21 protein-coding genes and 1 pseudogene are annotated in these 24,284 nt (G+C 38.8%); 11 read left to right on the top strand and 11 right to left on the bottom strand.

Annotated features, from left to right (window positions below; translation table 11 throughout):
- Positions 1 to 4 precede the first annotated feature (4 nt).
- The 5 genes from glgC to rluF all read left to right on the top strand — a co-directional run bounded on the left by glgC (position 5) and on the right by rluF (position 6,427).
- Entirely contained in the window at positions 5 to 1,306 is a 1,302-nt protein-coding gene (gene glgC / locus H5159_RS04695; protein WP_002958601.1) for a glucose-1-phosphate adenylyltransferase, read from the top strand.
- A gap of 80 nt (positions 1,307 to 1,386) precedes the next feature.
- Positions 1,387 to 2,922 (top strand): glycogen synthase, encoded by a 1,536-nt coding sequence (locus tag H5159_RS04690; protein ID WP_182779813.1) that lies wholly within the window; start codon positions 1,387 to 1,389, stop codon positions 2,920 to 2,922.
- 89 nt (positions 2,923 to 3,011) lie between these two features.
- Positions 3,012 to 4,226 carry an EAL and HDOD domain-containing protein gene (locus tag H5159_RS04685; RefSeq protein WP_182779812.1) on the top strand — a complete coding sequence of 405 codons (1,215 nt, stop codon included), beginning with the start codon at positions 3,012 to 3,014 and terminating at the stop codon, positions 4,224 to 4,226.
- Between the two features lie 30 nt (positions 4,227 to 4,256).
- Positions 4,257 to 5,327, top strand: coding sequence for a DUF418 domain-containing protein (locus H5159_RS04680; protein ID WP_182779824.1), 1,071 nt, complete (start codon positions 4,257 to 4,259; stop codon positions 5,325 to 5,327).
- Positions 5,328 to 5,413: 86 nt separating this feature from the next.
- Complete coding sequence (gene rluF, locus H5159_RS04675) at positions 5,414 to 6,427, top strand: 23S rRNA pseudouridine(2604) synthase RluF (protein WP_182779811.1); 1,014 nt, start codon at positions 5,414 to 5,416, stop codon at positions 6,425 to 6,427.
- A gap of 22 nt (positions 6,428 to 6,449) precedes the next feature.
- On the opposite strand, the gene H5159_RS04670 is transcribed toward rluF, so the two are convergent.
- Both H5159_RS04670 and H5159_RS04665 read right to left on the bottom strand, forming a co-directional pair.
- Positions 6,450 to 7,034, bottom strand: coding sequence for a hypothetical protein (locus tag H5159_RS04670; protein WP_024595071.1), 585 nt, complete (start codon positions 7,032 to 7,034; stop codon positions 6,450 to 6,452).
- Positions 7,035 to 7,096: 62 nt separating this feature from the next.
- Positions 7,097 to 7,351, bottom strand: coding sequence for a MetJ regulator of methionine regulon (locus H5159_RS04665; protein WP_182732989.1), 255 nt, complete (start codon positions 7,349 to 7,351; stop codon positions 7,097 to 7,099).
- Between the two features lie 241 nt (positions 7,352 to 7,592).
- On the opposite strand from H5159_RS04665, the gene H5159_RS04660 reads away from it, so the two are divergent.
- Positions 7,593 to 7,925, top strand: coding sequence for a PBPRA1643 family SWIM/SEC-C metal-binding motif protein (locus H5159_RS04660; RefSeq protein WP_182779810.1), 333 nt, complete (start codon positions 7,593 to 7,595; stop codon positions 7,923 to 7,925).
- Between the two features lie 109 nt (positions 7,926 to 8,034).
- Here H5159_RS04660 and H5159_RS04655 read toward each other — a convergent pair whose 3' ends face one another.
- Complete coding sequence (locus H5159_RS04655) at positions 8,035 to 11,115, bottom strand: efflux RND transporter permease subunit (RefSeq protein ID WP_182779809.1); 3,081 nt, start codon at positions 11,113 to 11,115, stop codon at positions 8,035 to 8,037.
- A 2-nt stretch (positions 11,116 to 11,117) separates the two neighbouring features.
- The gene (locus H5159_RS04650) at positions 11,118 to 12,200 is read right to left on the bottom strand and encodes an efflux RND transporter periplasmic adaptor subunit (protein ID WP_024605174.1); all 1,083 of its coding nucleotides are present in this window, start codon (positions 12,198 to 12,200) and stop codon (positions 11,118 to 11,120) included.
- Positions 12,201 to 12,322: 122 nt separating this feature from the next.
- Here H5159_RS04650 and H5159_RS04645 point away from each other — a divergent pair, with 122 nt between their 5' ends.
- Positions 12,323 to 13,219, top strand: a complete 897-nt coding sequence (locus tag H5159_RS04645; protein WP_182779808.1) for a LysR family transcriptional regulator — start codon at positions 12,323 to 12,325, stop codon at positions 13,217 to 13,219.
- The gene (locus H5159_RS04640) at positions 13,209 to 13,520 is read left to right on the top strand and encodes an MGMT family protein (protein WP_149603666.1); all 312 of its coding nucleotides are present in this window, start codon (positions 13,209 to 13,211) and stop codon (positions 13,518 to 13,520) included. Before H5159_RS04645 ends, H5159_RS04640 begins: the two co-directional genes overlap by 11 nt.
- A gap of 44 nt (positions 13,521 to 13,564) precedes the next feature.
- Here H5159_RS04640 and H5159_RS04635 read toward each other — a convergent pair whose 3' ends face one another.
- From H5159_RS04635 to trhA, 6 genes are all read right to left on the bottom strand, one after another.
- Entirely contained in the window at positions 13,565 to 14,143 is a 579-nt protein-coding gene (locus tag H5159_RS04635; protein ID WP_182779807.1) for a DJ-1/PfpI family protein, read from the bottom strand.
- A 266-nt stretch (positions 14,144 to 14,409) separates the two neighbouring features.
- Entirely contained in the window at positions 14,410 to 14,919 is a 510-nt protein-coding gene (locus tag H5159_RS04630) for a hypothetical protein (RefSeq protein WP_182779806.1), read from the bottom strand.
- Between the two features lie 326 nt (positions 14,920 to 15,245).
- A complete protein-coding gene (locus tag H5159_RS04625) occupies positions 15,246 to 15,506 on the bottom strand; it encodes a hypothetical protein (protein WP_182716592.1) in 261 nt (86 codons plus the stop codon).
- A gap of 248 nt (positions 15,507 to 15,754) precedes the next feature.
- The gene (locus H5159_RS04620) at positions 15,755 to 16,036 is read right to left on the bottom strand and encodes a hypothetical protein (RefSeq protein ID WP_182779805.1); all 282 of its coding nucleotides are present in this window, start codon (positions 16,034 to 16,036) and stop codon (positions 15,755 to 15,757) included.
- 107 nt (positions 16,037 to 16,143) lie between these two features.
- Positions 16,144 to 16,503 carry a hypothetical protein gene (locus tag H5159_RS04615; protein ID WP_045899398.1) on the bottom strand — a complete coding sequence of 120 codons (360 nt, stop codon included), beginning with the start codon at positions 16,501 to 16,503 and terminating at the stop codon, positions 16,144 to 16,146.
- A 253-nt stretch (positions 16,504 to 16,756) separates the two neighbouring features.
- On the bottom strand, positions 16,757 to 17,386 hold the full coding sequence (gene trhA, locus H5159_RS04610; RefSeq protein ID WP_182779804.1) for a PAQR family membrane homeostasis protein TrhA: 630 nt from the start codon (positions 17,384 to 17,386) through the stop codon (positions 16,757 to 16,759).
- A gap of 219 nt (positions 17,387 to 17,605) precedes the next feature.
- Between trhA and H5159_RS04605 the strand changes: the two genes are divergently transcribed.
- The 3 genes and pseudogenes from H5159_RS04605 (at position 17,606) to H5159_RS21175 (ending at position 22,271) form a co-directional block, all read left to right on the top strand.
- Positions 17,606 to 19,957, top strand: coding sequence for a TonB-dependent receptor (locus H5159_RS04605; RefSeq protein WP_182779803.1), 2,352 nt, complete (start codon positions 17,606 to 17,608; stop codon positions 19,955 to 19,957).
- Between the two features lie 88 nt (positions 19,958 to 20,045).
- Complete coding sequence (locus tag H5159_RS04600) at positions 20,046 to 20,396, top strand: hypothetical protein (RefSeq protein ID WP_182779802.1); 351 nt, start codon at positions 20,046 to 20,048, stop codon at positions 20,394 to 20,396.
- A gap of 397 nt (positions 20,397 to 20,793) precedes the next feature.
- A pseudogene (locus H5159_RS21175) lies at positions 20,794 to 22,271 on the top strand (cellulase family glycosylhydrolase).
- A gap of 60 nt (positions 22,272 to 22,331) precedes the next feature.
- Here the strand turns inward: H5159_RS21175 and H5159_RS04590 are convergent.
- Positions 22,332 to 24,023, bottom strand: coding sequence for an alkaline phosphatase (locus H5159_RS04590; protein ID WP_182779801.1), 1,692 nt, complete (start codon positions 24,021 to 24,023; stop codon positions 22,332 to 22,334).
- Between the last annotated feature and the right edge of the window lie 261 nt (positions 24,024 to 24,284).

The raw sequence follows: 24,284 nt of genomic DNA, 5'->3' as shown, positions 1-24,284 counted from the left end.
TATTATGCCTAATTATGCAAATCGCTACATAAGTAGCCTAACCAGAGAAACTTACGCGTTAATACTGGCAGGCGGTCGCGGTTCTCGCCTGCATGAGTTAACCGATTGGCGAGCAAAGCCAGCAGTTTACTTTGGTGGTAAACATCGAATTATCGATTTTCCACTATCAAACTGCATTAACTCGGGTGTGAGACGTGTTGGTATTGCTACACAATATAAATCACATTCATTAATACGCCATGTAAACCGCGCATGGGGGCACTTTAAAAAAGAGCTAGGAGAGTCGGTTGAAATACTACCTGCATCTCAGCGCCAAGGTGATGATTGGTATTGTGGAACCGCAGATGCTGTTTTTCAAAACATAGATATTATTCGTCACGAGCTTCCTAAATATGTGATGATTTTGTCTGGAGATCATGTGTACCGCATGGACTATGGCGCTTTATTGGCTGAACATGTGCAAAAAGGGGCTGATATGACGGTATGTTGTATTGAAGTGCCTGTTGAAGAAGCTGCAGACACATTTGGTGTAATGACCGTTGATGAAGAAAATAGAGTGTGCCGTTTTGATGAAAAACCAGCAATGCCGAGTTCTGTACCTGGCAAGCCAGGTACATGTTTAGCATCAATGGGGAACTACATTTTTAATACTGAATTTTTGTTTGAGCAACTTAAAAAAGATTCTGAGAATGAAGGCTCTGGACGCGATTTTGGTCACGATATTATTCCAGCGATTATAGAAGAGCATAATGTGTTTGCCTTCCCATTTAGAGATCCAAACCAAGAAGGGCAACCTTATTGGCGAGATGTAGGTACGCTTGATTCGTTCTGGGAAGCTAATATGGAACTGGTAATGCCAGAACCACAACTTGATTTATACGATCCAACGTGGCCAATATGGACTTATCAAGAGCAACTACCACCTGCTAAGTTTATTTTTGATGATGAAGATAGACGTGGTATGGCTTTAGACTCAACAGTCTCGGGTGGGTGTATTATTTCGGGCTCTGCGGTTAGAAAATCCCTATTGTTTTCTAACGTTCACGTTCGCTCATTTTGTACCATTGAGCAGTCGGTAATTTTACCCGGTGCAGTTATAAACCGAGGCTGTAAAATTAAGCGTGCAATAATAGATAGAAGCTGTGAAATACCTGCAGGCCTTGAAATAGGTTTTGACAAAAAAACAGATGAAGAAAACGGCTTTAGGGTATCTAAAAAAGGTATCGTTCTTGTTACACGTGATATGCTCACTGAGCTTGCAAAAAAGTTAGAACGCCAAGCGCGAGAAAATAAAAAGCTAGCGTAACAACAAGTTAGATAAGCACGACAACATAGCTTGCTCATTTGTGAGCAAGCTCACACAGGTTTAAAGGAAATAATAAATTAATGCATGTATTAATGGTTGCAGCAGAAAATGACGCGTTACCAGGCGCAAAAGTAGGCGGTGTGGCAGATGTAGTACGCGATGCACCTAAGGCTCTCGCAAAGCAAGGTATAACGGTTGATGTTGTTATTCCTGATTACGGGTTTGAGCCGCTTGAGCGTATTTATATAGGTGAAGTAACCGTTGCATTTAATGCTCAACCCCATGTATTAATCATTTTTAAAGTACAACAAGCCGAAAATAATGTAAGCCAAATTGTTATTAGCCACCCGTTATTTAGTGAATCAGGCAGTGTATATTGTAATGATGCACCGGGGAGGCCTTTTGCAACTGATGCGACTAAATTTGCTCTATTTAACGCAGCCGTCTGCGAAGCGTTATTACAAGGTGTATTAAAGCGCCCTACAGCGCTGCATTTACATGATTGGCACAGTGCCTGCGTTGCAGTTTTACTTAAGTTTGAACCACGTTATAGCTCACTTAATACCTTACCTATTGCCTTCACAGTGCATAATATTGCACTGCAAGGGATAAGGCCTTTCAAACATGATGATTCAAGCTTAGAGGCGTGGTTTCCATCACTTAGTTATAATGGCCAGCAATTATGCGACCCGCGTTACCCTCATTGTTTTAATCCTATGCGCAGTGCAATAAATCTGTGCGATAAAATACATGTTGTATCACCAACCTACAGCCAAGAGGTTCTTGAACCTAGCAATTACGAACATGGTTTTTTTGGTGGCGAAGGGCTTGAGCAAGATCTGCAAAATGCAGCAAGCCAAGGCAAGCTTGTTGGTATTTTAAATGGCTGCGAATATCCAAGCAATGCACTTGAAGGAGCAACTCTCGCAGACTTTTATAGCCAAGCTGAGAGTACTTTGTTTGGTTGGGTGGCCAATTACGAGCAGTTACAAAGTGGCTACTATATTGCCCACCAACGACTACAGCAATTTAAAGCAACGGTTAATAACGGTCCATTAGTTACAAGCGTTGGCCGTCTTACTGAGCAAAAAGTGTTGTTATTGTGCCAGCAGGTTAATGGGATTTTAGCTATTGATAAAGTGTGCCAATTAATTAGTGAACATAGCGGCAGACTTATTATTCTCGGCTCGGGTGACAAAGAGCTCGAAAGCATATTTACCAAAGCAATGGCGCGTAATTCCAATCTTTTATTTTTAAAGGGCTATGGGCAAGGTGTTGGCGATTTAATGTATCAAGTAGGTGACTTATTTTTAATGCCAAGCTCGTTTGAACCGTGTGGTATTAGCCAAATGCTAGCAATGCGAGCGGGGCAACCGTGTTTAGTTCACAGTGTTGGCGGATTAAAAGATACAGTTAAACACCACGAAAATGGTTTTAGCTTTAATGGAGATACGTTAGCAACGCAAACGCGTAATTTAATTAGCTGTTTAGACGAAACTCTCTTAATTAAAAAGCAAAATCCTAAAAAGTGGCATAAAATTAAGCACAGCGCAGAGCAAATGCGTTTTTCGTGGCCACAAGTGGCAACTGATTATATAACAACCTTATACCGGTAATTCGTTTCTGTACTTTAAAGTTTAGTGACAAATCTACCTGCTTAGGGTTTAATTACTTAGTATTATATAAAAGCTAAGAAGTAGGTAATGTGTCTGTATTTGTTGCAAGGCAAGCAATATTCAATCGAAGTAAAAAAGTAGTAGCCTATGAGCTACTTTTTCGTGATAGTCCAAAAAATTATTTTCCAGATATTGCAGAAGGCCAAGCAACAGCAAGGCTTATTATGGAAAATCAATTAAATTTAGGTACACGCCATATTACATCAGGCAAAAAAGCGCTTATAAATATAGGACCTGAATCATTAAAACTCGATTTATGTGCTTTCTTACCATGCCAAGACGTTGTGATTGAGTTGCTCGAAACCATAGAACCTACCGACGACAACTATGAGCTATGCCGAGGTTTATTTCATAGTAACTACAAACTCGCGCTCGATGATTTTGTATATAAACCACAATGGGATCGTTTTCTAAAGCTTGTGAAGCTCATTAAATTTGATATTGCAATTACACCTCTTAGCGAAATACAGCCTATAGTTACTAAGTTACAAGCGCATAAACAAATAAAAATACTAGCCGAAAAAATAGAAACACAAGAAGACTATGAGCTTGCCTTTGATATGGGGTTTGATTATTTTCAAGGCTATTTTTTTGCAAGGCCTACCATGATCAAGCAAAACGACATTGATTATAATTATGGTTTAGTCGTCGCTATTTACGCAGAAATAATGAAGCAAAGCCCTGACATTAAAACAATCGCAAGCCTGTTTGAGCTAGATGCTGCACTCGCATATAAGTTACTGAGATTAATAAACAGCGGTGTGTTTCCTATACAAAGCCAAATATCGTCATTAAAGCAAGCGCTCGTGTATTTAGGACACGAACGCCTTAAAAAGTTTGTGAGCCTTATTGTTACTGCTCATACAGCGGGTAAAAAACCTGCAGAGCTAATGCAAGTGTGTGTTGTACGTGCTCGTTTTTGTGAGCTTGTGGCAAAAAAGGTTAATAAAAGTCAGTCAGGCGAAGCATTTTTAACAGGATTATTTTCACTGCTAGATGCAATCCTTGATCAACCAATGAGCTTGCTTGTTGAAAAGCTACCTTTCCCTGATGAAATAAAAACGGCATTATTAGGGGACAAAAACACACTTTATTATATTTTAAACGTTGTTAAAGCATATGAAACAGGAAGCTGGTGGGCACTTGAACAAGCTGTACTTTTGTTGAATATTGACAGTGCTATACTACCTCCACTTTACCAGCAGTCAGTCGATTGGGCTGACAGTTATAAGAATAATATTTAACGGATAATAGCTTTAATGCGCAATTATAATATGGACTTTATTCGCGGCGTTGCCGTGCTTGGCCTCGTTTACATGAATGCTTACGCCTTCGGCATTTTTGAATATGGGTATTCCTCCTTAACTAATCCTCCTGTTAGCGACTCAATTATTCACACCCTTAGCAGCGTGTTTGTAGACGGGCGTTTTAGAACGCTGTTTAGTTTGCTTTTTGGTGCTGGGCTTTATATTCAGTGGCAACGTTACAAGTCTGAAGTGCAGATAAAAAGCAGGCTCTATTGGTTAATCCTCTTTGGTTTAGCGCATGGTTTTTTACTTTGGGCCGGTGATATTTTATTTGTTTACGGTGTATCTGGCTGGTTTGTTATTAAATATTTAGAAAGTGATAGCAACGTACTTTTAAAAAGAGGGTTTGCATTTACCTTGTTGTCGGCTGTGATTACCTTACTTGTTATATCTAGCGTACCCGATGAAATAATTTACCGCGATACAGCACACTTTATTGAATTATATAACCCACACTATATTGATTACTTTATTAGTAACCTTGCTATGAACACGTTAATGCTTGTTATGGTGCCAATAATGACAATGTGGATGTGCGTGGGCCTTATGCTCATTGGCATTTATTTATATAAACAAGACGTTTTTAGTAAAGGCTTAACGACTCAGCAATTAATAGTTTGCGGTGCAATGACCCTTGTTTTTTGTGGAATCAGGCTTTATGCATCACAGCTTAATGGCAGCTTAGGATATGGGGTGCAAGAATTTGTAAATATTTTTGCGGCGCTAGGTATGGCTACGCTGTATATTCATTTAATTGTTAAATTTTGCAATAACAGCGCACACGTTGGCACGCTTATTCAACAAGCGGGGCGCTTAGCATTTACTTTATATATTAGCCAAACACTCATACAACTGTTGTTATATAAAGTGCTATTTACGCACTGGGTGCTCAATTTTGATCGTATTGACTACTGGTTAGTTGCAACGGCATTAGTTGCACTGCAGCTCATATTTACCTTTATATACAGCCGCTATTTTAACCAAGGCCCGCTTGAATTTGTATGGCGTAAATTAACGAAAGCAAGAATTAATGCTTAAACACCTATAAATTTTAAATTAGGGGCGAAAAAATAGTGTGGGTGGTTTACACTACTCGCCTTAAAAATTACTACGCTATAAGTGCCATGACCGAATTAAAACGTTTAAATAAATTTATTAGTGAAACAGGATTTTGTTCACGCCGCGAAGCCGATAAATATATTGAGCAAGGTCGTGTCAGCGTTAATGGCTACTCGCCTGAAATGGGCGTAAAAGTAGCTGCTACCGATGTTGTATTAGTTGATGGCAAGCCACTTAAAGCCACACCAAAGCGCGTTTATATCGCTTACAATAAACCCGTTGGTATTACGTGTACTACCGAAAGTAAAATTCAAAGTAATATTATTCGCGCAGTTAACTATCCAACACGTATATTTCCAATAGGGCGTTTAGATAGACCTTCTGAAGGGCTTATATTTTTAACTAACGAAGGCGATATCGTTAATAAAATTTTGCGTGCGGGTAATAACCACGAAAAAGAATATGTTGTTACGGTTGATAAACCGCTTAATCGTCAGTTTGTTACAAAAATGGCCAATGGCGTGCCTATTTTAGATACCGTGACTAAAAAGTGTAAAGTGACACAAACTGCCCCTAAAGAATTTAAAATAGTACTTACACAAGGTTTAAACCGCCAAATACGCCGTATGTGTGAATATTTAGGTTACGAAGTGGTGACGTTAAAGCGCACTCGTATAATGAACGTAACACTAAAAGGTTTAAAGGTAGGGCAGTGGCGTCATTTGTCTGATACTGAAATGGCGCAAATAAACGACTCGATTTCTGACTCAGGTAAAACTCAAGAACATTCGCTTGATGCTAATAAACAATCAGAAAATAATATGCTGTCGGCTCCTAAAAAGCGTGATTTTCAGGGTGAAAATCCTCGCCGTTTTAATAAAGGCGTACAAAGTGGCGAGCGAAATTCAAGTCGCAACTCTGAACGCAGTAATGCTAATGGCGAGCGCAAAAATGAGCGCAGTAAAGCACCTTATCAAAAGCGTTCTACCAAGTATGTTGGTAAGCCAAAAAGTATTAAAGAGAATAAGTCGTCACAGTCAAAACCTAGCTCGGGGCGTACCCTTAGCTTAAAAAAATAATCTGCACCTAAGTGGTATTCTACTACCACTGTATTTCTTGTACTATATTGCCAAGTGGGCTTGTAACGCCCACTAAATTTATATTGTTATTTTGCAAAGTCACCAATTTATTCTTATCTAAATACCATCTAAAAGTGTATTTTCTGTAGTTCTGTAAACTAAGCACAGTTAGCGTTGCACAACTGTACTCATAATCAGTTGGGCAACTACCTACTTCAAGTAATTGATGCTCTTGCTGCCATATATTATTGCTGTGTTTATTGGCCCATAATTTCACAGAAATACAAACTGACGTCCATAACCATAAGTAAATTAAAATAGGCAAAAACAGTGGTATAAATGCGCTGCGGAACTTCCCATGCTCAGTAATATAATTTTTAACTGTATGTTTAAATTCAAAGTTATTATTGTATTTTTTATATAGGTGCCTTAATAAAACAACCGACAACACTATCGCCGTTATTGGAAATAACGTAAATGTTAAGGTGTTATATATACTGTTGGGGATAAAAGCGGGGTCGGCTTGTTCATCCCATGCAAGTAAAACCAGCGGAGGTGCTGTTACTAAGAGTAATATGGCGCTGTTGAAGAGTTGTTTAAAGGTCAAAGGGTATTCACTTATAAAATGTTGCTTGTATAAAGCCCAAATTAGCGCTTAATGTTTCGCTATTAAATGCTAAAGCCAATATAAAATAAGAGTATACCTAAATAAACAGCAATCGCCGATAACGAGTTTTTAGAGCGAAGGCGCTTAACAAGGTCGCGTGTGCCATCAAACATACCGGAAATAACCAGTAGTATGCCCCCTGTAAAACGGTAGTTGTTTAAGTTCACGTTACCATTCTCGTCAGTTATAAAGCGTAAATAACCAAAAAGTATAAAAACGCTGCCCGCTATTAGTATCGCGGTTTTAAAATTTTCCAAGGCTTTTCCATAATATTGAGTTAGATACTAAAATGGCACTAAGTTGAGTCATGATAATTTTACTATATTTCGAATTTAAATTTTGCCTAAATCCATTAAATGGCCTCATTATGTCGCTATATTAGGCGTATATACGCTAAAGCCTGATTTATATTGTGCATTATCAAGTACACTTAGTTATATGAAGGGTAAGCTGTTAAGATGCGCCGTCTTAATAATGTAGAAAGGTTATAGAAGTAACATGTCAAAATTTTTCTTTATGGGTAAGCCCGATATAATGGGTAAAAATAACAGTAATGGATTTGCACCAAAACGTACTGCCAAGCCTGGCACAGAGTCACACCCGCTCACGTTAATTGTAAACTCAGTTGAACGACAATCAGAAATAGAAGCAATACTAGAAGAGCATTCGCTGTTTGCTTCAATTGAAGTTAAAGCTGAAGTACCAGAAGATATTCGCGAACTAGACTTTGCGCTTAGCAAGTCAACACCACAAGTATTTGATAAATTACCAGAGCGTAACGCACCTTGTGTATGTGGTAGCGGCAAAAAATATAAGAAGTGTTGCGGTTAGTTTCTTAACAACTAAATATGTAGCCTTTCTTTTTTCATCGGTATTAAATAAAAATGCCACTGACCTTGAGCCAGTGGCATTTTTTAATGTTAACCGATTATATGCTTAACTACTTACGCGGTTCGTAATCAATTCTAAATATAACCGTGTAAAGTACCGGTACCACAATTAGCGTTAGTATGGTGGCAAAGCCTAAACCAAACATTATAGTTACCGCCATTGACTGGAAGAACACGTCAAATAACAGTGGGATCATACCTAAAATAGTGGTTATTGCTGCCATTGCTACAGGGCGCACACGGCTAACACCAGACTCAAACACAGCTTGATAAGGCGATTTACCATCGCGAAGCTCAAGGTTAATTTGATCGACCAACACAATGCCGTTTTTGATTAACATGCCGCTTAAGCTTAATAAGCCAAGCAATGCCATAAAGCTAAACGGCGCATTCATTATCAACATACCCGCACTTACACCAATAATGGCAAGTGGCACTGTAGCCCAAATAACTAAAGGTTGTTTAAGCGAGTTGAATAACAGTACGGTTACCGCAAACATAGCTAAATAGCCTAATGGCAATGAGCCAAAAATAGCCGATTGCGCATCAGATGACGATTCATATTCGCCGCCCCATTCTAATTTATAACCACGCGGTAGCTCTATTGCTTCTACAGGCCCTCGTATGCGGGCAAATAATTTAGCAGCGGTTTCGTCACCTAAAACGTTTTGATCGGCCATTACCGTTATTGTACGTTTACGGTCGCGGCGCATGATTAGGCTGTCTTCCCATTCAACCACAAATTCGTCAACCACTTGCGTTACTGGCACAAACACACCAAGTACTGGGCTATAAATTTGTAAATCGTGAACGCTTTCTACATTTAAACGTTCATTAGCAGGAGAGCGGGCAATAATAGGTAACAGTTGCGTACCATCTCTGTATACGCCTACTTGTTTTCCAGAGAGGCTAGTAAGCAGCACATCATCAAGGTCAGATTTACTAATACCTAAACGGCGCGCTTTTTGTTCGTTAAACTGCGGGCGAATCATTTTAGTACGCGCACGCCAGTCATCACGAATATTATAAGCCCCTTCATCCTTTGCTATAACGTCTTCTGCTTTAGCTGCAAGTTTTCTAAGAACTACTGGGTCTGGGCCTGTAAAGCGTGCTTCAATTTTAGCATCGGTAGATGGGCCAATTTCCATCGGCTTAATTTTAAGCTCGGCTGAAAGTGGCGTACTTTGTGAGTATTCACGCACCTTTTGCATTACTATAGCAACCGCCTCGCGGTTTTTTACTCTAATAATAAGCTGCCCATAAGAAGAATACGATTTTTGAGGAGCATAAGTAAGCATAAAGCGCGGCGCACCTTGGCCTGTTGTACTTGTTATTTCCTCAACGAGCTCTTCATTTTGTAAGTAGTTTTCTAGCTTTTTAATGCCATCAAGGGTTGCACGTATATCTGAGCCTTGCTGCTGCCAGTAATCCACATAAAACATTGGCGTGTTAGACGCAGGGAAAAACGACTGCTTAACCGCACCAAAGCCAATTACTGCAGAGCAAAGTAATACAACCATAAGAACGAGAGTTGTTTTACGATAATGCATAGACACATCTAAAAGTGCTTTATAGCCTGTAAAAATAAAGCCTTTGTACGGGTCGTCGTCTTCCTCTTCGCCCTCAGCATTTTTACCTTTTTTAAACTCATCTTGTTTAAACATTAAGTTTGCAAAAAATGGCGTAAGGGTGATGGCGGTGATCCAGCTTAATAAAAGCGATATAAATAACACCCAAAACAAGCTGCCAGCAAATTCACCCGTGGCATCAGAGCTTAATCCAATGGGAGCAAATGCAGTAATACCAATAACTGTCGCGCCTAGTAGTGGCCATTTAGTTTGCTCAACAATATTAACTGCCGCTTTTAGCTTAGTTTGGCCACGTTTTAAATTTATTAATATGCCTTCGGTTACTACTATGGCGTTATCTACCAGCATACCTAGGGCAATAATAAGTGCTCCCAGAGAAATACGTTGCAGGTCTATGGCAAACAATTTCATAAATATAAAAGTGCCTAAAACGGTCAGTAATAAAATACCGCCAATTAAAATACCGCTTTTTAAACCCATAAATATAAGCAGTACCACAATTACAATGGCAATAGCCTCTACAAGGCTTACAATAAAGCCATCTACCGATTTTTCTACTTCTTTAGGTTGGTTATATACCGATTCAACATGTATGCCGTGCGGGCGCTGGTATTCAAGCTCTGCTAAGTGTTCGTCAATACGTTTACCTACATCAACTACGTTAACCCCGTTCATAAACGACACACCAATTAACAGTGCTTGCTCTGAGTTGTAACGAATAACATTAGTAGGTACTTCTGCGTATTCTCTAAATACTTTTGCTACATCGCCTAAATAAATAAGCTCACTTGCACCAGGTTTTGAAATAAGCAGAGTTTCAAGCTCACTTACATCTTTAAATTCCCCGGTTGGGTGAAAGCGAATAGACTCATCACCAACACGTATTTTGCCCGCGTTAGACACCGTATTTTGCGATTGCAGCAAGCCAAAAATATGGCTTGGGGCTATACCTAGTTGAGCCAATTTACGTGTAGATACTTCAACCATAACTTGTGGTTGTTGCTCACCAGCAATAGTTACTTTACTTACACCTTTAACCAAGACTAGCTCGCGCTTTAAAAAGTCTACGTAGTCTTTAAGCTCGTCATATGAGTAGCCGTCGCCAGTAACCGAATATAAAACGCCGTATACATCGCCAAAGTCATCTAAAATAGTACTTGGGTAAACGCCGCTGGGAAGTGAAGGGGAGAGGTCGTTAATTTTACGACGCATTTCATCCCAAATTTGGCGAAGTTGCTCTTTTCGATAGGTGCTTTTCATCTCTACCGAAATTTGCGACTTGCCGTTAGATGAAATAGAAGTAACGTAATCAACATAAGGGAGTTGCTGAATCGCATTTTCAATCGGAAAAGTTACTTCTTCTTCTACTTGTTGCGGCGACGCGCCAGGGTAAATGGTAATAACCATGGCTTTTTTAAGCGTAAACTCAGGATCTTCTAATTGCCCTAAGTCAAAATACGACACACTACCGCCAATTAACAGCAGCAGTGCAAACATCCAACTAATTACTTTTTTCTCTATGGAGAGTTGCGCAAAGCTCATAATTATAAGCCTCGCTCTTTATTCCATGGACGTACTTTCATGCCTTCATCTAATGAATGTACACCGGCAGATACAACCATTTGGCCTTCTTTTATGCCGCTAAGTACTTCAATACCATCACGGTGAACTTGTCCTACTTTTACAGCCTGCTTATTAACAACACCTGTTTCTGGGTTGTATAACCACACATACGCGTTATCAGACACGCTTTCTTTTGCTTCTGAAAAAACCGACTCAACAGGTAAAATTGTATACGCTACTTGCGAGCTAGTAACTTTAGATAAATCAATAAATACACGCCCAGTCATACCGGCAAGTAAATTAAAGTCATCAGGTACTGGCAGCGAAAAAACAACTTGGTAGGTCAGGGTGGTTGGATCAGCCTGTGTATCCCACTCTTTTAAATCAAGGGTGTATTCTTTTTTTGAAAAGCCATCAAACACAACGGTAGGGTGGTAATCGGTACCTTTTTTAATGCGCGCTATTATTTTTTCAGGAACTTGGATTTCTACATCCATTAAGTCGCGTGTTTCTAAGCGTAAAATGTTTTGCTTGGCTTGAATGTTTTCAAAGTTTTTAACAAATACTTTAGCCACAGTGCCTGCAAATGGTGCGCGTAATTCACTGTATTCTAGGTTTGTTTCGGCAATTTTAAAGGCAGACTCTGCCACCTGCATATTGGCTAATGCTTCATCGTATTCAGATTGGCTTGCGATTCTTTTTTCAAGTAATTGCTCAATACGACCAAGTTGCGACTTAGCAAGCTCAAAGCGGGCTTTTCTATCATCGTATTGTAATTGAAAGTCTTCTGGGTCGAGCTTTGCCAGTAGCTGACCTTTTTTAACTTCTTCACCTGCTAAAACCGGAAACTCAACAAGCTCACCATTTACTCTAAACGCCAAGTAAGAGCCTTGGTTTGCAACAACCTCAGCAGGAAAGCTGCGAATGTTAGTTTGAGAATCATGACCTATGTTGAATAATTTAACAGGGCGAATGGGCTCTTCTTTAACTTGTTGTTCTGGCTCAGAACAGGCTATTAAGCTTAATAAAGTCGTAGTTAAAAAACATAGACGAAAGAGTTTCATGTCTTCTCCGTTGCAATGATGGCAAAATAATTAAGTGCAGCATACGCTGCAAACATATAAAATAAAAATCATTAAATCTTAGAAACTCAATAAGTTTTACTTATAATGTTGCAGAGTGCTATATGAAGCTGAATCAATTAATAATTTTAGATGCCATAGTGCAAAGCGCAAGCTTAAGCGGGGCAGCACTAAAGCTACATAAAACGCAGCCAGCGCTTACACTTGCTATTAAAAATCTAGAAGAAAAAATAGGATTTGAGTTACTAGATAGAAGTAAGTACCGATTACAGCTTACTGAAAAAGGGCGTATTTTTCACCGCGAGGCGCAGCAACTTCTGCATGCCAACGACGAGCTAGCGCAGCTTGCTAAAGAATTGGCACTCGGTAATGAACCCCAATTTAGAATTTGTTACGAACAACTTTGCCATACGCAGAGTTACAACGAGATCATAAGTAATACTTTTAGATTGTTTACCAGCACCGAATTTAGCTTAACAAGCGGGAAGCGCTTTATTTCGTTAGAGCAAGTAAATAGTGGGCAAGCCGAATTAGGCATTGGTCCGTGGTTTGATTTATTTCATGCGACAGGCGATTTAGAAAGCGTACCTATAGGCAGGCTCGATATTGGCATTGTCAGCGCTAAAGGCGTACTCCCTAAAAAGCTAACCTATAGCGAACTACAAACGTATCCGTGTTTAGCCATGTTTGAAAGTGATTTGAGTATCGACAGCGACAGGCTATCGTACTCAAAAGGCTCCGCCATGATGAAAATTGATGATGTATCTACCTTAAAATCGTTTTTACTCTCAGGTGCAGGTTGGGCAATGATGAGCCTAGAACACTGCGCTCTTGAAATAAAAGCAGGCTTACTTCAAGAAATACATATAACTGATCGAGAGCATAAGTTTAGCGCGCAAATTAGAGCCTTTAGGCAGCATGCAATGCACCACGGCCCTGTAGCGCGTACTATTTGGGAGCAATTTAAAGTACTTAGTGAGGCGTATTTAAATGAACGCTGATATTGATAAAGAAACACTTATTTATACTGTTATCGCAGGCATACCAATAGGAAAAGTAGCAAGCTATGGGCAAGTTGCTGCTCTTGCAGGCTATCCGCAAAACTCACGCTTGGTGGGGCGCTTATTAAAAGTGATGCCAAACGACTCAGTTATACCTTGGCACAGGGTAGTGAATAGCCAAGGTAAAATATCATTCCCTGAAGGTAGCGAAAAATACCAAGAACAGCGTGAAAAGCTATTATCAGAAGGCGTATTGTTTAAAAACGACAAAGTAAATATGCGTGAGTGTCGGTGGGAGTGATATGACTATTATTGGCAAGCTGACTACGACGACTTAGCCTGTTGTTATGTGCATTTTTGCCAGTGATACTCCATTTGCTTAGCTGTTTGCTCAGCTAAATTTAAGGTCGATAGTTCTGACACTAAGTGTAAACTCATATCAATTCCAGCTGATATGCCACCAGAAGTTATATATTTACCTTGAGAGACCCAACGATGATCACTCACAACATTTAATTTCGGGTAGGTAGCACTGAGATCGGCTATATCTTCCCAATGCGTTGTAACTGTTAAACCATTTAGTAAATTAGCTTCAGCTAAAATGAACGCTCCTGTACAGACAGATGCGACTCTTTTTGATGTACTAGCAACATTCGAAATCCAAGATATTACAGCAGGCTTTTTAACTTCCTCTGTATGTATACCTCCAACAACTATAAGCACATCAATATTCGGATGAGTCTCAAACGAGAAATGTGCGTGCACTGGAAAACCACTACGAGCTTTTACAACATCAGGTTTTTCAGAAACCAAAAATACATTCCAATTTTTATTGCCTAAACGATTTTCAGTACTTAACACTTCAAATGGTCCAGAGAAATCAAGAACTTCTGCGTCATCGTATATGTATATTCCGATATTCATACTCTGTATACTCCATTACACATAACAATCTTAAAATGCGCTAATCACGAATACTTCTGCTGTTGTCACGCTCATTTTTCTGCTTTATATAGTTTTAACAAATTACCTAAAATATTACTATTACTAAGTTTTCTATTATCTTAGGTAAAGCTAAATGTAACAATATGCGGGTGTCGCACAGTGTCACGAGCAGATATTGATGAATCATGATATGTAAAGTCTAAATTTGCATCTTCTGGCCTGATGATGTGAGAGTTAGCTGTGTTTCAATATCGAGTATATTTGTACTCTTTTATTGTTTTGCGCCAAATATATGTTCCTCCAAACAAAAATAGAGCAACAATTAAAGGTGTCAATTTGTTGTCTGACTTCCAAGCTTGTTCAGATTCTTCATAAGAACGAACAAGCAGTCCATTCACTTTTAACTCAAAAAAATTATGATATATCTTCGAAGAGTAGATTGGCGAATGCGTATCAGAAGCCTCAAATAAAATAGTAACAAGCTGATCTTTTGATTTCAAAAGAGACTCTTCAACAATGCCTTGCCCATTTGATTTTGACGGGTAATTAAAATTCATTGGATCATTAACAAACCCGAAGCGTATTCCATAATCATGTGCTTGAACCCAATCAACAGGACCACTTTTTTCTACAAGGTCACTTTTAAAAGGAAAGCCACTATTAACCTGATTTAGATTTACAAACCCGATTGCTAGGCCTAATGCGATGGAAATAACTGATAAAGATAAATTTTTATAATATGTGAATTTTGTCATTTTTTAACTCAAACAAGCTCCTTGTTAGTTCAAACATTTAGAAACAGTTTCAAGTTCAATTCCAAGGGCATTAATGTGCCATACGAAGACGGTCAGTAGTTGTAATGTCTGAAGTCATGATTTGACCACTTGTCTTTTTGAGTGCGTAAAACTTAACAAACTTACTGAGTGAATTATTATCAAATCGAGTTTTAACCCTAAGTGCTCCAGTAAATCTATTTTTTGTTTAACTTGTTAGATTTTCAAATTCACCCTCTAGCACTTAACGCGTCATCACTCACCGGAGCTTGGGTGGATGGCCTTATAAAATGTTTCTTTCTGATAAATTAACACGGAAATGACATTAGTACAGTTTTTAGTAAGGGCATATCTGACCTTGCGCAAAATGCTGGAGTTTTATCTTTAAGTGCAGGCATTTTTGACCGCATCCATTTCAATGCATTGCCTTTGTTGTGGTAATAAACCACTGAAGCAACATTAGCATCTCCACCACAGACTTCAGTAAGTTCATCGGAAAACGTACAACTGATGAAGCCTTTTTGGCATAAACTTAAAAACTTTTCCCATGCATCTTGTTCTTGAGACACTCCATCAACCCTCTGTATTTAAGTTCTTCCGAAGTTAAGTAAATTCCGTAGCTAATAGAAATTCACATAACTTACAAATCTTTAATTCAGGCAAATACCTTATCTAGCGAAAAGTAATTTCCAGAAAATATGCACAATTTTGAATTTTGTCCTGCTTTAACAGCTTGTTAGGTATTACCTACACCAAGCCTTAATTTTAGTAGCTTTACAACCTCGTAAAGTAAAACAATAGACATTGTATAAATTGGCTAGTTAGCAACTTGCATTAGACTAGAGCCACAATCGCCATTACCATAACGCAACATTTCTAATCCAGAAGGAATACATGCGAGCACGAGTAATGTTATAGGAATATACAACCGTTTAACTTTTTGAAAATACCTAATAATCGTTGCAAGAATACCAACGACAAGAGATATAAAAAGTAAGTTAATTGAATCGCTCCAATTTTGCTCATAACCAACACCACTAAAACACGCATACGAATGCGAAGAAAAAATTAAAAATAGTAGCGTGACTCCAAACCTCATGTAATACCTAACTTTTAAATAAGGGGCGCAGGCATGCGGGGCATAATGGCGCAGCCGCCCCGCGTGTATGCGTCCCAGCGAACGCAGTGAGTGACTTAATTTTTTTGTTATGTGCAAACATTCAAAACAACCTTGCCATTACTAATACTGACATTACCAAAGCATGCCGAGATGAAAAAACCTGACTCTGTTTTAATGAAGCTATCTATGTTGCCATAGTCAATCGAACCGTCAATGTCGGTTGTCGGTTCGATTGCCGATTGCCCATTAACACAAGATATTGATGAAAAGTCAGAAAAGGTTAAAACGGCTTTCTTGTAACAAGTGTATTCATTTGCTTTGGGTTCAGCATAATGAACTGATGAAGGCCAAATACTTGCTTCAAGTTGTATGGAAAACTGATTTTCTGAAACTTCCCATCCCAATACGAAAGAATCTTGAAGATCAATTCCATCCATAGAATCCAAAATTTATTCCTTGCACATAACATCTTTATCAGAGGACACTTCCCTATTTTAGCGTGAAAACGTCCTTATTTTATGAACGTATACTAATAGCAAATAGTGTAAATTATTGCCAACTATAAATATTATGCTTTATGTAGCTTATATAAACATGTAAAAAAGAGGAAAGTATCCCTGACTCTTATTAAGTTAATGATAACTCACCTGAATGTCCGGTTATCGCTCAAACCAGACCACTCTAATTGGCTTTACCTGCCTAATAAACATAATTACTAATTGAAATATAATGGCAAACACACCCAGCAATAACAAATAAGTGCCAAATAGCGTGGCTAAATTGGGTGCTTTTAGCGCTGTAAAATAATGTACCTAAACTATAAAAAATGCCGCCGGCAAGTAGCCAGTAAAGTGCTTTTACATCAACACTTGAATAAAGCGGATATACAATAGCCAGTGCAAACCAGCCCATGAGTAAGTAGGTGGCGAGTGATATTTTTTTATTACCGTTTTTTACAAATACTTTGTACGCAACGCCCGCCAGTGCAACACTCCAAATAAATGTAAGTGTTGCCCATGACCAAGCACCGGTTAATGAGATTAATAAAAAGGGAGTGTAGGTGCCAGCAATTAATAAGTATATGGCGCAGTGATCGCACTTTTTATAAAAGGCTCTTAAGCGCGGTTGAATACTCGCGTGGTACAAAGTGGATGACAAAAACAGCACAAATAAGCTGCTGCCATAAATTGCAGTACTAACATACGCTTTAGTGCTGGTGGCTTGGCTAAATAAATCCCACATAACACACGCGGCAAATATAATACCGAGTGCATGGCTGATTACGTTTAGTTGTTCTTCTTTTTTAGAATAGGGCGCTTCTAACGACATGACAGATCCTACCACTATTTGAATGAATTTTAGTGTACAAGTGTACGCTGAGTTTTTCAATATTATAATTTTTATATGAATACAATAATTTATTGTTTTTCATAAAGTTGAAACATCAATTTAACCAATGCGTAATTAATAAGACGTAAAAAAGTCGTAATAGTTCGTTAGATTACTGGTAATTCCTAAAAACAATTAACCGGACGAACAGTGAAAAACATGAAAAATAAATTAACAACACGGCCTTTTCTTAAATTTACTAAATTGTCTGTGGCGATGATTTGCGTTACATCAACAAATAGTTTTGCAGATCAAACCATAAATAAAGAACTTGATGAAATAGTGGTTGTTGCTCAAAAGCGTGCGCAATCAATACAAGATGTGCCCATAACAATAAGTGCCTACGATGGCGACTTTTTAGAAAGCTTAGGTATTGGCGAACTAGATACTTTATCTGAAATAACACCAGGGCTTGTTATTCAAGAGCAAAGCCCTAACAACCCGGGTTTTGTAATTCGTGGTATTACGTCTGATAGTGGGTCGTCTCAATCATCCCCTCGTGTGTCTATTTATTATAACGGAGCAGATGTATCACGCTCTCGTGGCTCATACTTTGAGCTTTTTGATGTAGAAGGGATTGAAGTTGTTAAGGGACCACAAGCGACACTGTTTGGAACAGCAGCTTCTGTAGGTGCTATTAGTGTAGCAACACGTAAACCAGAAAAAGATTTTTCGGCTCAATTAAAAGCATCCGTTGGTAATTACTCAGCCAAAGGTGCTAGTGGCTTTGTAACGGGTGGCAATGATTTATTGCAAGGCCGTGTTGCTTTTACTTATCGTGAACGTGATGGGTTTATAAAAAATATTGCAGGAGATAGTAACTCCCAAAATCCGGCTGGGTTTAAGCAAGATGACATGCATGCTATTGAGCGTTTTTCTTATCGTCCGTCTTTACGTATTACACCTAGTGACGATGTAACGATTGATTTGGTGTATACGTATGAAAAAAATGATGACTCGGGTACATCTTTTAAAAATGGGCTTTATGCACCCACCGGTGGTGATACAAGTCCATATAGCTTTGTTGAAATGCCAGGTAGTCCGTATGCAGAGTCTTTGTTTGGAAAAAAAGACTTAGGTGTGGAGCGCACAGTTAACGATTTAAATTTGACTGTAAATTGGGATGTAAGTAACGATTTAACAATCACCTCAATTACTGCAGGGCGTAATTTTGATTCTTTAGAAGTGTTTGATGCTGATGGTACGCAAGCATGGTTTTTAGAATTTGCAGAAGCTGCTGAGGGCGATCAATTTAGCCAAGAATTACGCGCTGTTTATACGCAGAATAAGTTCACTAGTATTTTTGGTGTGAGTTACTTTGAAGAAGATGGTAGCCAGCGTATTCCATTTAGTACAGAGGAGTCTATATTTTTAAATTGCTTAGGCGTATTGGGCTCAGGTGTTCCTTGTATTAATAATGATGGTAGCGTTAATATTTTAACGCCAGTATTAACAGGTGGTGTAGTAAACGAGTTGCCATATTCACTAGAGTTTACAAACTATGGTGAAAACAAAGCGTACTCAGCGTTTGCTGATGTAACTTATGCTGCAACTGAGGCACTAGAGTTAACAGCGGGTCTTCGTTATATAAAAGAAGAAAAGCGCAGTGGTTATAGCTCTGCAGCACCCAATAGTGTTTTAACACAAGCGCCATTGTTTACGGTTGATACAAATGGTGAAACATTCTATGGCGATGCTGATTATGATGATTGGCTGCCACGTTTTAATGCGCTTTATATAATAAACCCTACTACAAATATGTATGCGACTGTTTCAAAAGGGCGTCGTTCGGAAGTACTTGAAGTAAGTTCGGCTAACGATGAACAAGGGAGTGTCGAAGCTTCTATATCAGAAGTCCCAGCGGAAATTATTTGGAACTACGAAACCGGTATTAAAGGCAAAGCGCTTGACGGGCGTTTAGATTACTCTGTCGCTGTATTTTATCAAGATTACTCTAACTTTCAGGTTACGTTACAGGATGATGAAGGCGTTGCGTTTTCTGCAGATGCGGGCTCTGCCACTAATGTTGGCGCAGAGGCTGAAGTAAGGGCGTTAATTAATAATGAGTTTGAGGTATTTGCCAATGCGGCTTACCTTGATGCTGAAATAGATAATGATAGTAATAACGGTAACCTCGCAGGCAATAAATTTAGATTACAACCAGAGTGGACGTTTAGTACGGGGCTGTTTTATTCAACAGAATTGTCGAACTCACTTAATTTAACGAGCTCTTTAATATATAGCTACCGCTCTGAAGTGTATTTTGAGCCAGCAAATGCGCCAATATCAGGCTTAGATATTAGCCAACCTGGGCTTGGATTAGTCAGTGCGCGCTTAGGAATTGCAAGTGATGATGATTGGGCCGTTAGTGTATTTGCCAGTAACTTATTAGATAAAGAGTATTTAGTTGATGCAGGTAATACTGGAGGGGGATTTGGCAACCCAACATTTGTTGCAGGGGCACCTCGCTTTGTTGGTATTGAGTTAACTCTCGGGTTTGGCGGACAATAATACATTTAACTACTTGATATTTTAATTGAGCCACTGCAAAGTGGCTTTTTTATGTGATCACGTTAAAGTGAATTTATATTAGGTAAAAATGAAACAAGATCTAAAAGCTGCTTTACTTACCGCCATTGTTTATCCTGGAGCGGGGCATTTTTCTTTAAGAAAACACCTTATAGGCGCTATTTTTGCGGGTGTATTCTCTGTTCTTTTAATTTTAACCTTTCAAGATATATTTGCGATTGCACAGTGTACTGCAAATGAAATTGTAAACGGAAAAATACCCATGTCGGTTACGGCCATTTTAAAAGCCGCGCAACAACCATCTAACGCCTGCGCTCACCTCGCTGAATATAAGTACGTACCTTTAATGATTATAATTTGGGTGCTGAGCATAGCCGATGCATATCGTTTGGGCAGAAAAGCGCTGCCCACTAAAAAATAAGCCAGTTAATCAGAACTCGGTTTGGTTGGCTTATTAATTTTCTTCCCGCATATTTATCCCTGATATTTAGCTATTATTGATGGCGGTAATAATTATTACCGCTTTTTCCATTTTTATACATATTTTTTGTAACCGAGATTTTTGCCTGCACCATGTAAACATCGTGTAAATACCTGTATATACCCAGTAAAATCCTCAAACCTCGTTAAATTGCTCACTTGTTGATACTTAGTTAATTAAAACCCTTCTCCTTGTTCCTTTTTATTCATTTAATGTTAATAAATAAATGATACTTTTTGCTCGCCAAATTAACTTTTTTTAACTATTAAGTATTGGTTTTGTGTCAATTTATTACATCAAGCAATGACGACTGATAATTTCAATTTAAGGAAATACGATGAATAACAGTTCAAATAATCATAAAAGAAAGGATTTTAAAGTGGCGAGCTTATCGTTAGCTTTATTATTAGGGTGCTCAACCATGGCCAATGCCGCTGTTGAGAAGTTAACGTGAGTGGGAATCAAATTCTTGCAGGTGGAGAAAACACAAGCTTTGCAGGACCTAGCCGATTTTGGAGTAATACGGGGTGGGGCGCTGAAAAGTTCTATACAGCACAAACAGTAGCAAAGGCAAAAACTGAATTTAATGCAACATTAATTCGTGCAGCTATTGGGCATGGTACGAGTACTGGTGGTAGTTTGAACTTTGATTGGCAGGGCAATATGAGCCGTCTTGATACTGTTGTAAACGCAGCTATTAGCGAAGATATGTACGTTATTATTGATTTTCATAGCCATGAAGCACATACCTATCAAGCAACTGCAGTTCGCTTTTTTGAAGACGTAGCTACTAAATATGGGCAGTACGACAATGTTATTTATGAAATTTATAATGAGTCGTTACAAATCTCGTGGGCTAACGATATTAAGCCTTACGCAGAAACAGTTATTGATAAAATTAGAGCAATCGACCCTGATAACTTAATTGTGGTTGGTACGCCTACGTGGTAGCAAGATGTGGATGTGGCATCACAAAATCCGATAGATCGCGCCAATATTGCTTACACTCTGCATTTTTATGCTGGCACGCATGGTCAATCGTATCGAAATAAAGCACAAACAGCACTCGATAACGGCATTGCACTATTTGCTACAGAGTGGGGAACAGTTAATGCTGATGGCAATGCTGGTGTTAATGCTAATGAAACTGATGCATGGAAGGCATTTTTTAAAACAAACAATATTAGCCACGCTAACTGGGCTTTAAACGATAAAAACGAAGGTGCTTCGTTATTTACCCCAGGCGGTAGTTGGAATTCATTAACCGCTTCAGGCGCTAAAGTTAAAGAGATCATTCAAGGTTGGGGTGGTAGTACGGTTGCTTTAGACTCTGATGGCGATGGTATAAGTGACAGCCTTGATCAGTGCGATAATACTCCCGCAGGTACAACGGTTGATAGTATTGGTTGTGCAGTAACTGACAGCGATGGTGATGGTATTAGCGATAGTGTTGATCAATGCCCTAATACACCTGCAGGTGAAACTGTTAATAATGTAGGTTGCGTTGTTGAAGTAGTTGAACCACAAAGCGATGCGGATAACGATGGAGTGAATGATGATATTGATCAGTGCCCAGATACACCCGCTGGTACAAGTGTTGATACAAACGGATGCAGTGTTGTAAGTTCAACAGATTGTAATGGTATTAATGCATATCCTAATTGGGTAAAAAAAGATTACTCAGGTGGTCCGTTTACTCACAATAACACCGACGATAAAATGCAATATCAAGGTAATGCATACAGCGCAAATTGGTATACAAACAGCATTCCAGGAAGTGATGCTTCGTGGACGCTTATCTATAGCTGTAGTTAAGCACGTTTTATAAAATATGTGAAGAAGGTAAATAATACATTTACCTTCTTTTTAAAAGTATTAGCCTTTATAAACACTTTGGTGTTGATTAATGATGTTGTAGCTAGGGGAGTTTATGTTATCTATATAGCGCCAATCGGTTGTGATTTGCTCTTTAGTAATAGTCAGTAACATATATCCACGGTGTGATAAGTCACAATAGTTTAAGTCGTTTATTAACAATGAAAGCGAGTCAGCCATTTGCTTTGCTTGTGCTGTATTAAGCGCTAAATAATGCTCCATCCCCGGGGATGTAACACCTGGTGTTGCAAATTCTACTCCTATGCTTTCGCCTTTTGCATTTTTTAATGTGCCATGCCACGCATTGTGCGTATCACCTGCAACCACGACTAACTTTTTATTTAATGCGGTAACGCTTTTGTATAATGCTTCGCGCTCGCTTGGGTAACCATCCCACGCATCTAAATTGTAAGGCATTAAAGTATTTACGCGTGCGAGTTGCTCAGGTGTGACTGCTTTATTAGCTAACACGGCTTTTTTAATGGCAACAAGCTCTTTTAACACCTGAGGTATTTTAGTGCGATCGGATTGCGAGAATATTTCAGTAGGTAGCCACATTTTAGTCATCAATACTTGCTGGCCCAATACTTGCCATTTTGCATTTGATTTAGTTATTGCACTCGTGAGCCAGTTTAGTTGTGTGTTACCTAGTAACTGCCTACTTGGATTATTTAAATCACTGGCAAAGCGCGCAACATCCATTTGTTTGGTCTCTAGGTTTTTATAGTCGCTGTAAGCGAGTTGTTTATCGCGTGCTATTACGCGCGTATCTAGCATGTGCAAGCTTATTAAATTACCAAAATCGAAGGTGCGGTATATTTGCGGGCTTTGTTCGCCCATAGGCGGTCTAATTGGCAGCCATTCGTAATAGGCTTGAATAGCTGCTGCACGGCGCTTAAAAAAGTCACCTTCATCAGGGGTATGATTTTCAGCACCACTTTTATAGGTATCGTTGGTAACTTCGTGATCATCCCATATTGCAATAAAAGGCGCTGCAGCGTGAAGAGCTTGAAGGCCTTGGTCTGTTCTGTAAATAGCATAGCGCTTACGATAGTCGCTAAGGGTAATAATTTCACCACTGTTATCGGCTGCTAATTGGCGGCCAATTTTTTCAGCATTTTCGGTAGCGTATCCGCCCATTGGGTATTCGTAAATGTAATCTCCCAAATGCAGTACCACATCTAAATCTTTTTGTTTAGCGGCATCGGTGTAGGCATTAAAGTACCCAGCAGGATAGTTTGAGCACGACACAACAGCCATTTTTACTTGTTCAATGTTATTTATTGGTAGTGTTTTAGCACGGCCAATTGGGCTTTGTGTATTTAAACCCATAAACCGATAAAAGTACTCTGTGTTTGGAGTAAGTTCTTGCACATCTATTTTTATTGTAAAGTCTCTGCTTTTATCTGTTTGTTCGCGCCCGCTGCGGATGATGTTTTTAAATTGAGAGTCACTTGCCAATTCCCAAGCAGCAGTAACTTCAAAATTTGATTGAGAAGTAGTTGCACGTGTCCAAATTATTAAAGCATTACTGAGCGGATCGCCACTGGCTACACCGTGTTTAAATTCAATAGCCGATAGTGGTTTGTTTGTTAATGTTTGAGCACAACCTGTAATGGCACTCGATACTGCGACGGTAAATATGCTTGCTGCTGAGGTTTTTAAGAAATTTCGACGTGATGAAAGGGTCATACTGCACTTTTTGAATTATTTATAGTGGTGTGCACTTTAGCGGGTAGATATGACGTTTTTATAAACGCTAAATGTATTTAGTGTGACGGTATTAATACATTTAAACCCTTTTATTTATTAACTAAAAAGTAGTCAAAAAATTAAATTAAATGGTTAAATTAACAAGGTATGAATTTTTTAAATTAAAGAGATGTATGTAAAGTTGTTTAATTACAGTTGCTTACGATTTATTTTTATGTTGGCACAACCCTTGAATATGTA

Origin of the sequence: Pseudoalteromonas sp. SG43-1, assembly GCF_014164415.1 — a bacterium.
Taxonomy (GTDB): Bacteria; Pseudomonadota; Gammaproteobacteria; order Enterobacterales; family Alteromonadaceae; genus Pseudoalteromonas; species Pseudoalteromonas distincta.
Note: the sequence above shows the minus strand (reverse complement) of the source record. Positions and strands in the feature narration are given on the sequence as shown.

Excerpts from the sequence above, each read along its gene's own strand:
- H5159_RS04650 (WP_024605174.1), bottom strand. The coding sequence starts at position 12,200 with ATGAAACTCTTTCGTCTATGTTTTTTAACTACGACTTTATTAAGCTTA.
- H5159_RS04620 (WP_182779805.1), bottom strand. The coding sequence starts at position 16,036 with ATGAGGTTTGGAGTCACGCTACTATTTTTAATTTTTTCTTCGCATTCG.
- H5159_RS04655 (WP_182779809.1), bottom strand. The coding sequence starts at position 11,115 with ATGAGCTTTGCGCAACTCTCCATAGAGAAAAAAGTAATTAGTTGGATG.
- H5159_RS04690 (WP_182779813.1), top strand. The coding sequence starts at position 1,387 with ATGCATGTATTAATGGTTGCAGCAGAAAATGACGCGTTACCAGGCGCA.
- H5159_RS04640 (WP_149603666.1), top strand. The coding sequence starts at position 13,209 with ATGAACGCTGATATTGATAAAGAAACACTTATTTATACTGTTATCGCA.
- glgC (WP_002958601.1), top strand. The coding sequence starts at position 5 with ATGCCTAATTATGCAAATCGCTACATAAGTAGCCTAACCAGAGAAACT.
- trhA (WP_182779804.1), bottom strand. The coding sequence starts at position 17,386 with ATGTCGTTAGAAGCGCCCTATTCTAAAAAAGAAGAACAACTAAACGTA.
- H5159_RS04590 (WP_182779801.1), bottom strand. The coding sequence starts at position 24,023 with ATGACCCTTTCATCACGTCGAAATTTCTTAAAAACCTCAGCAGCAAGC.
- H5159_RS04630 (WP_182779806.1), bottom strand. The coding sequence starts at position 14,919 with ATGACAAAATTCACATATTATAAAAATTTATCTTTATCAGTTATTTCC.
- H5159_RS04635 (WP_182779807.1), bottom strand. The coding sequence starts at position 14,143 with ATGAATATCGGAATATACATATACGATGACGCAGAAGTTCTTGATTTC.
- rluF (WP_182779811.1), top strand. The coding sequence starts at position 5,414 with ATGACCGAATTAAAACGTTTAAATAAATTTATTAGTGAAACAGGATTT.
- H5159_RS04605 (WP_182779803.1), top strand. The coding sequence starts at position 17,606 with ATGAAAAATAAATTAACAACACGGCCTTTTCTTAAATTTACTAAATTG.
- H5159_RS04645 (WP_182779808.1), top strand. The coding sequence starts at position 12,323 with ATGAAGCTGAATCAATTAATAATTTTAGATGCCATAGTGCAAAGCGCA.
- H5159_RS04680 (WP_182779824.1), top strand. The coding sequence starts at position 4,257 with ATGGACTTTATTCGCGGCGTTGCCGTGCTTGGCCTCGTTTACATGAAT.
- H5159_RS04660 (WP_182779810.1), top strand. The coding sequence starts at position 7,593 with ATGTCAAAATTTTTCTTTATGGGTAAGCCCGATATAATGGGTAAAAAT.
- H5159_RS04600 (WP_182779802.1), top strand. The coding sequence starts at position 20,046 with ATGAAACAAGATCTAAAAGCTGCTTTACTTACCGCCATTGTTTATCCT.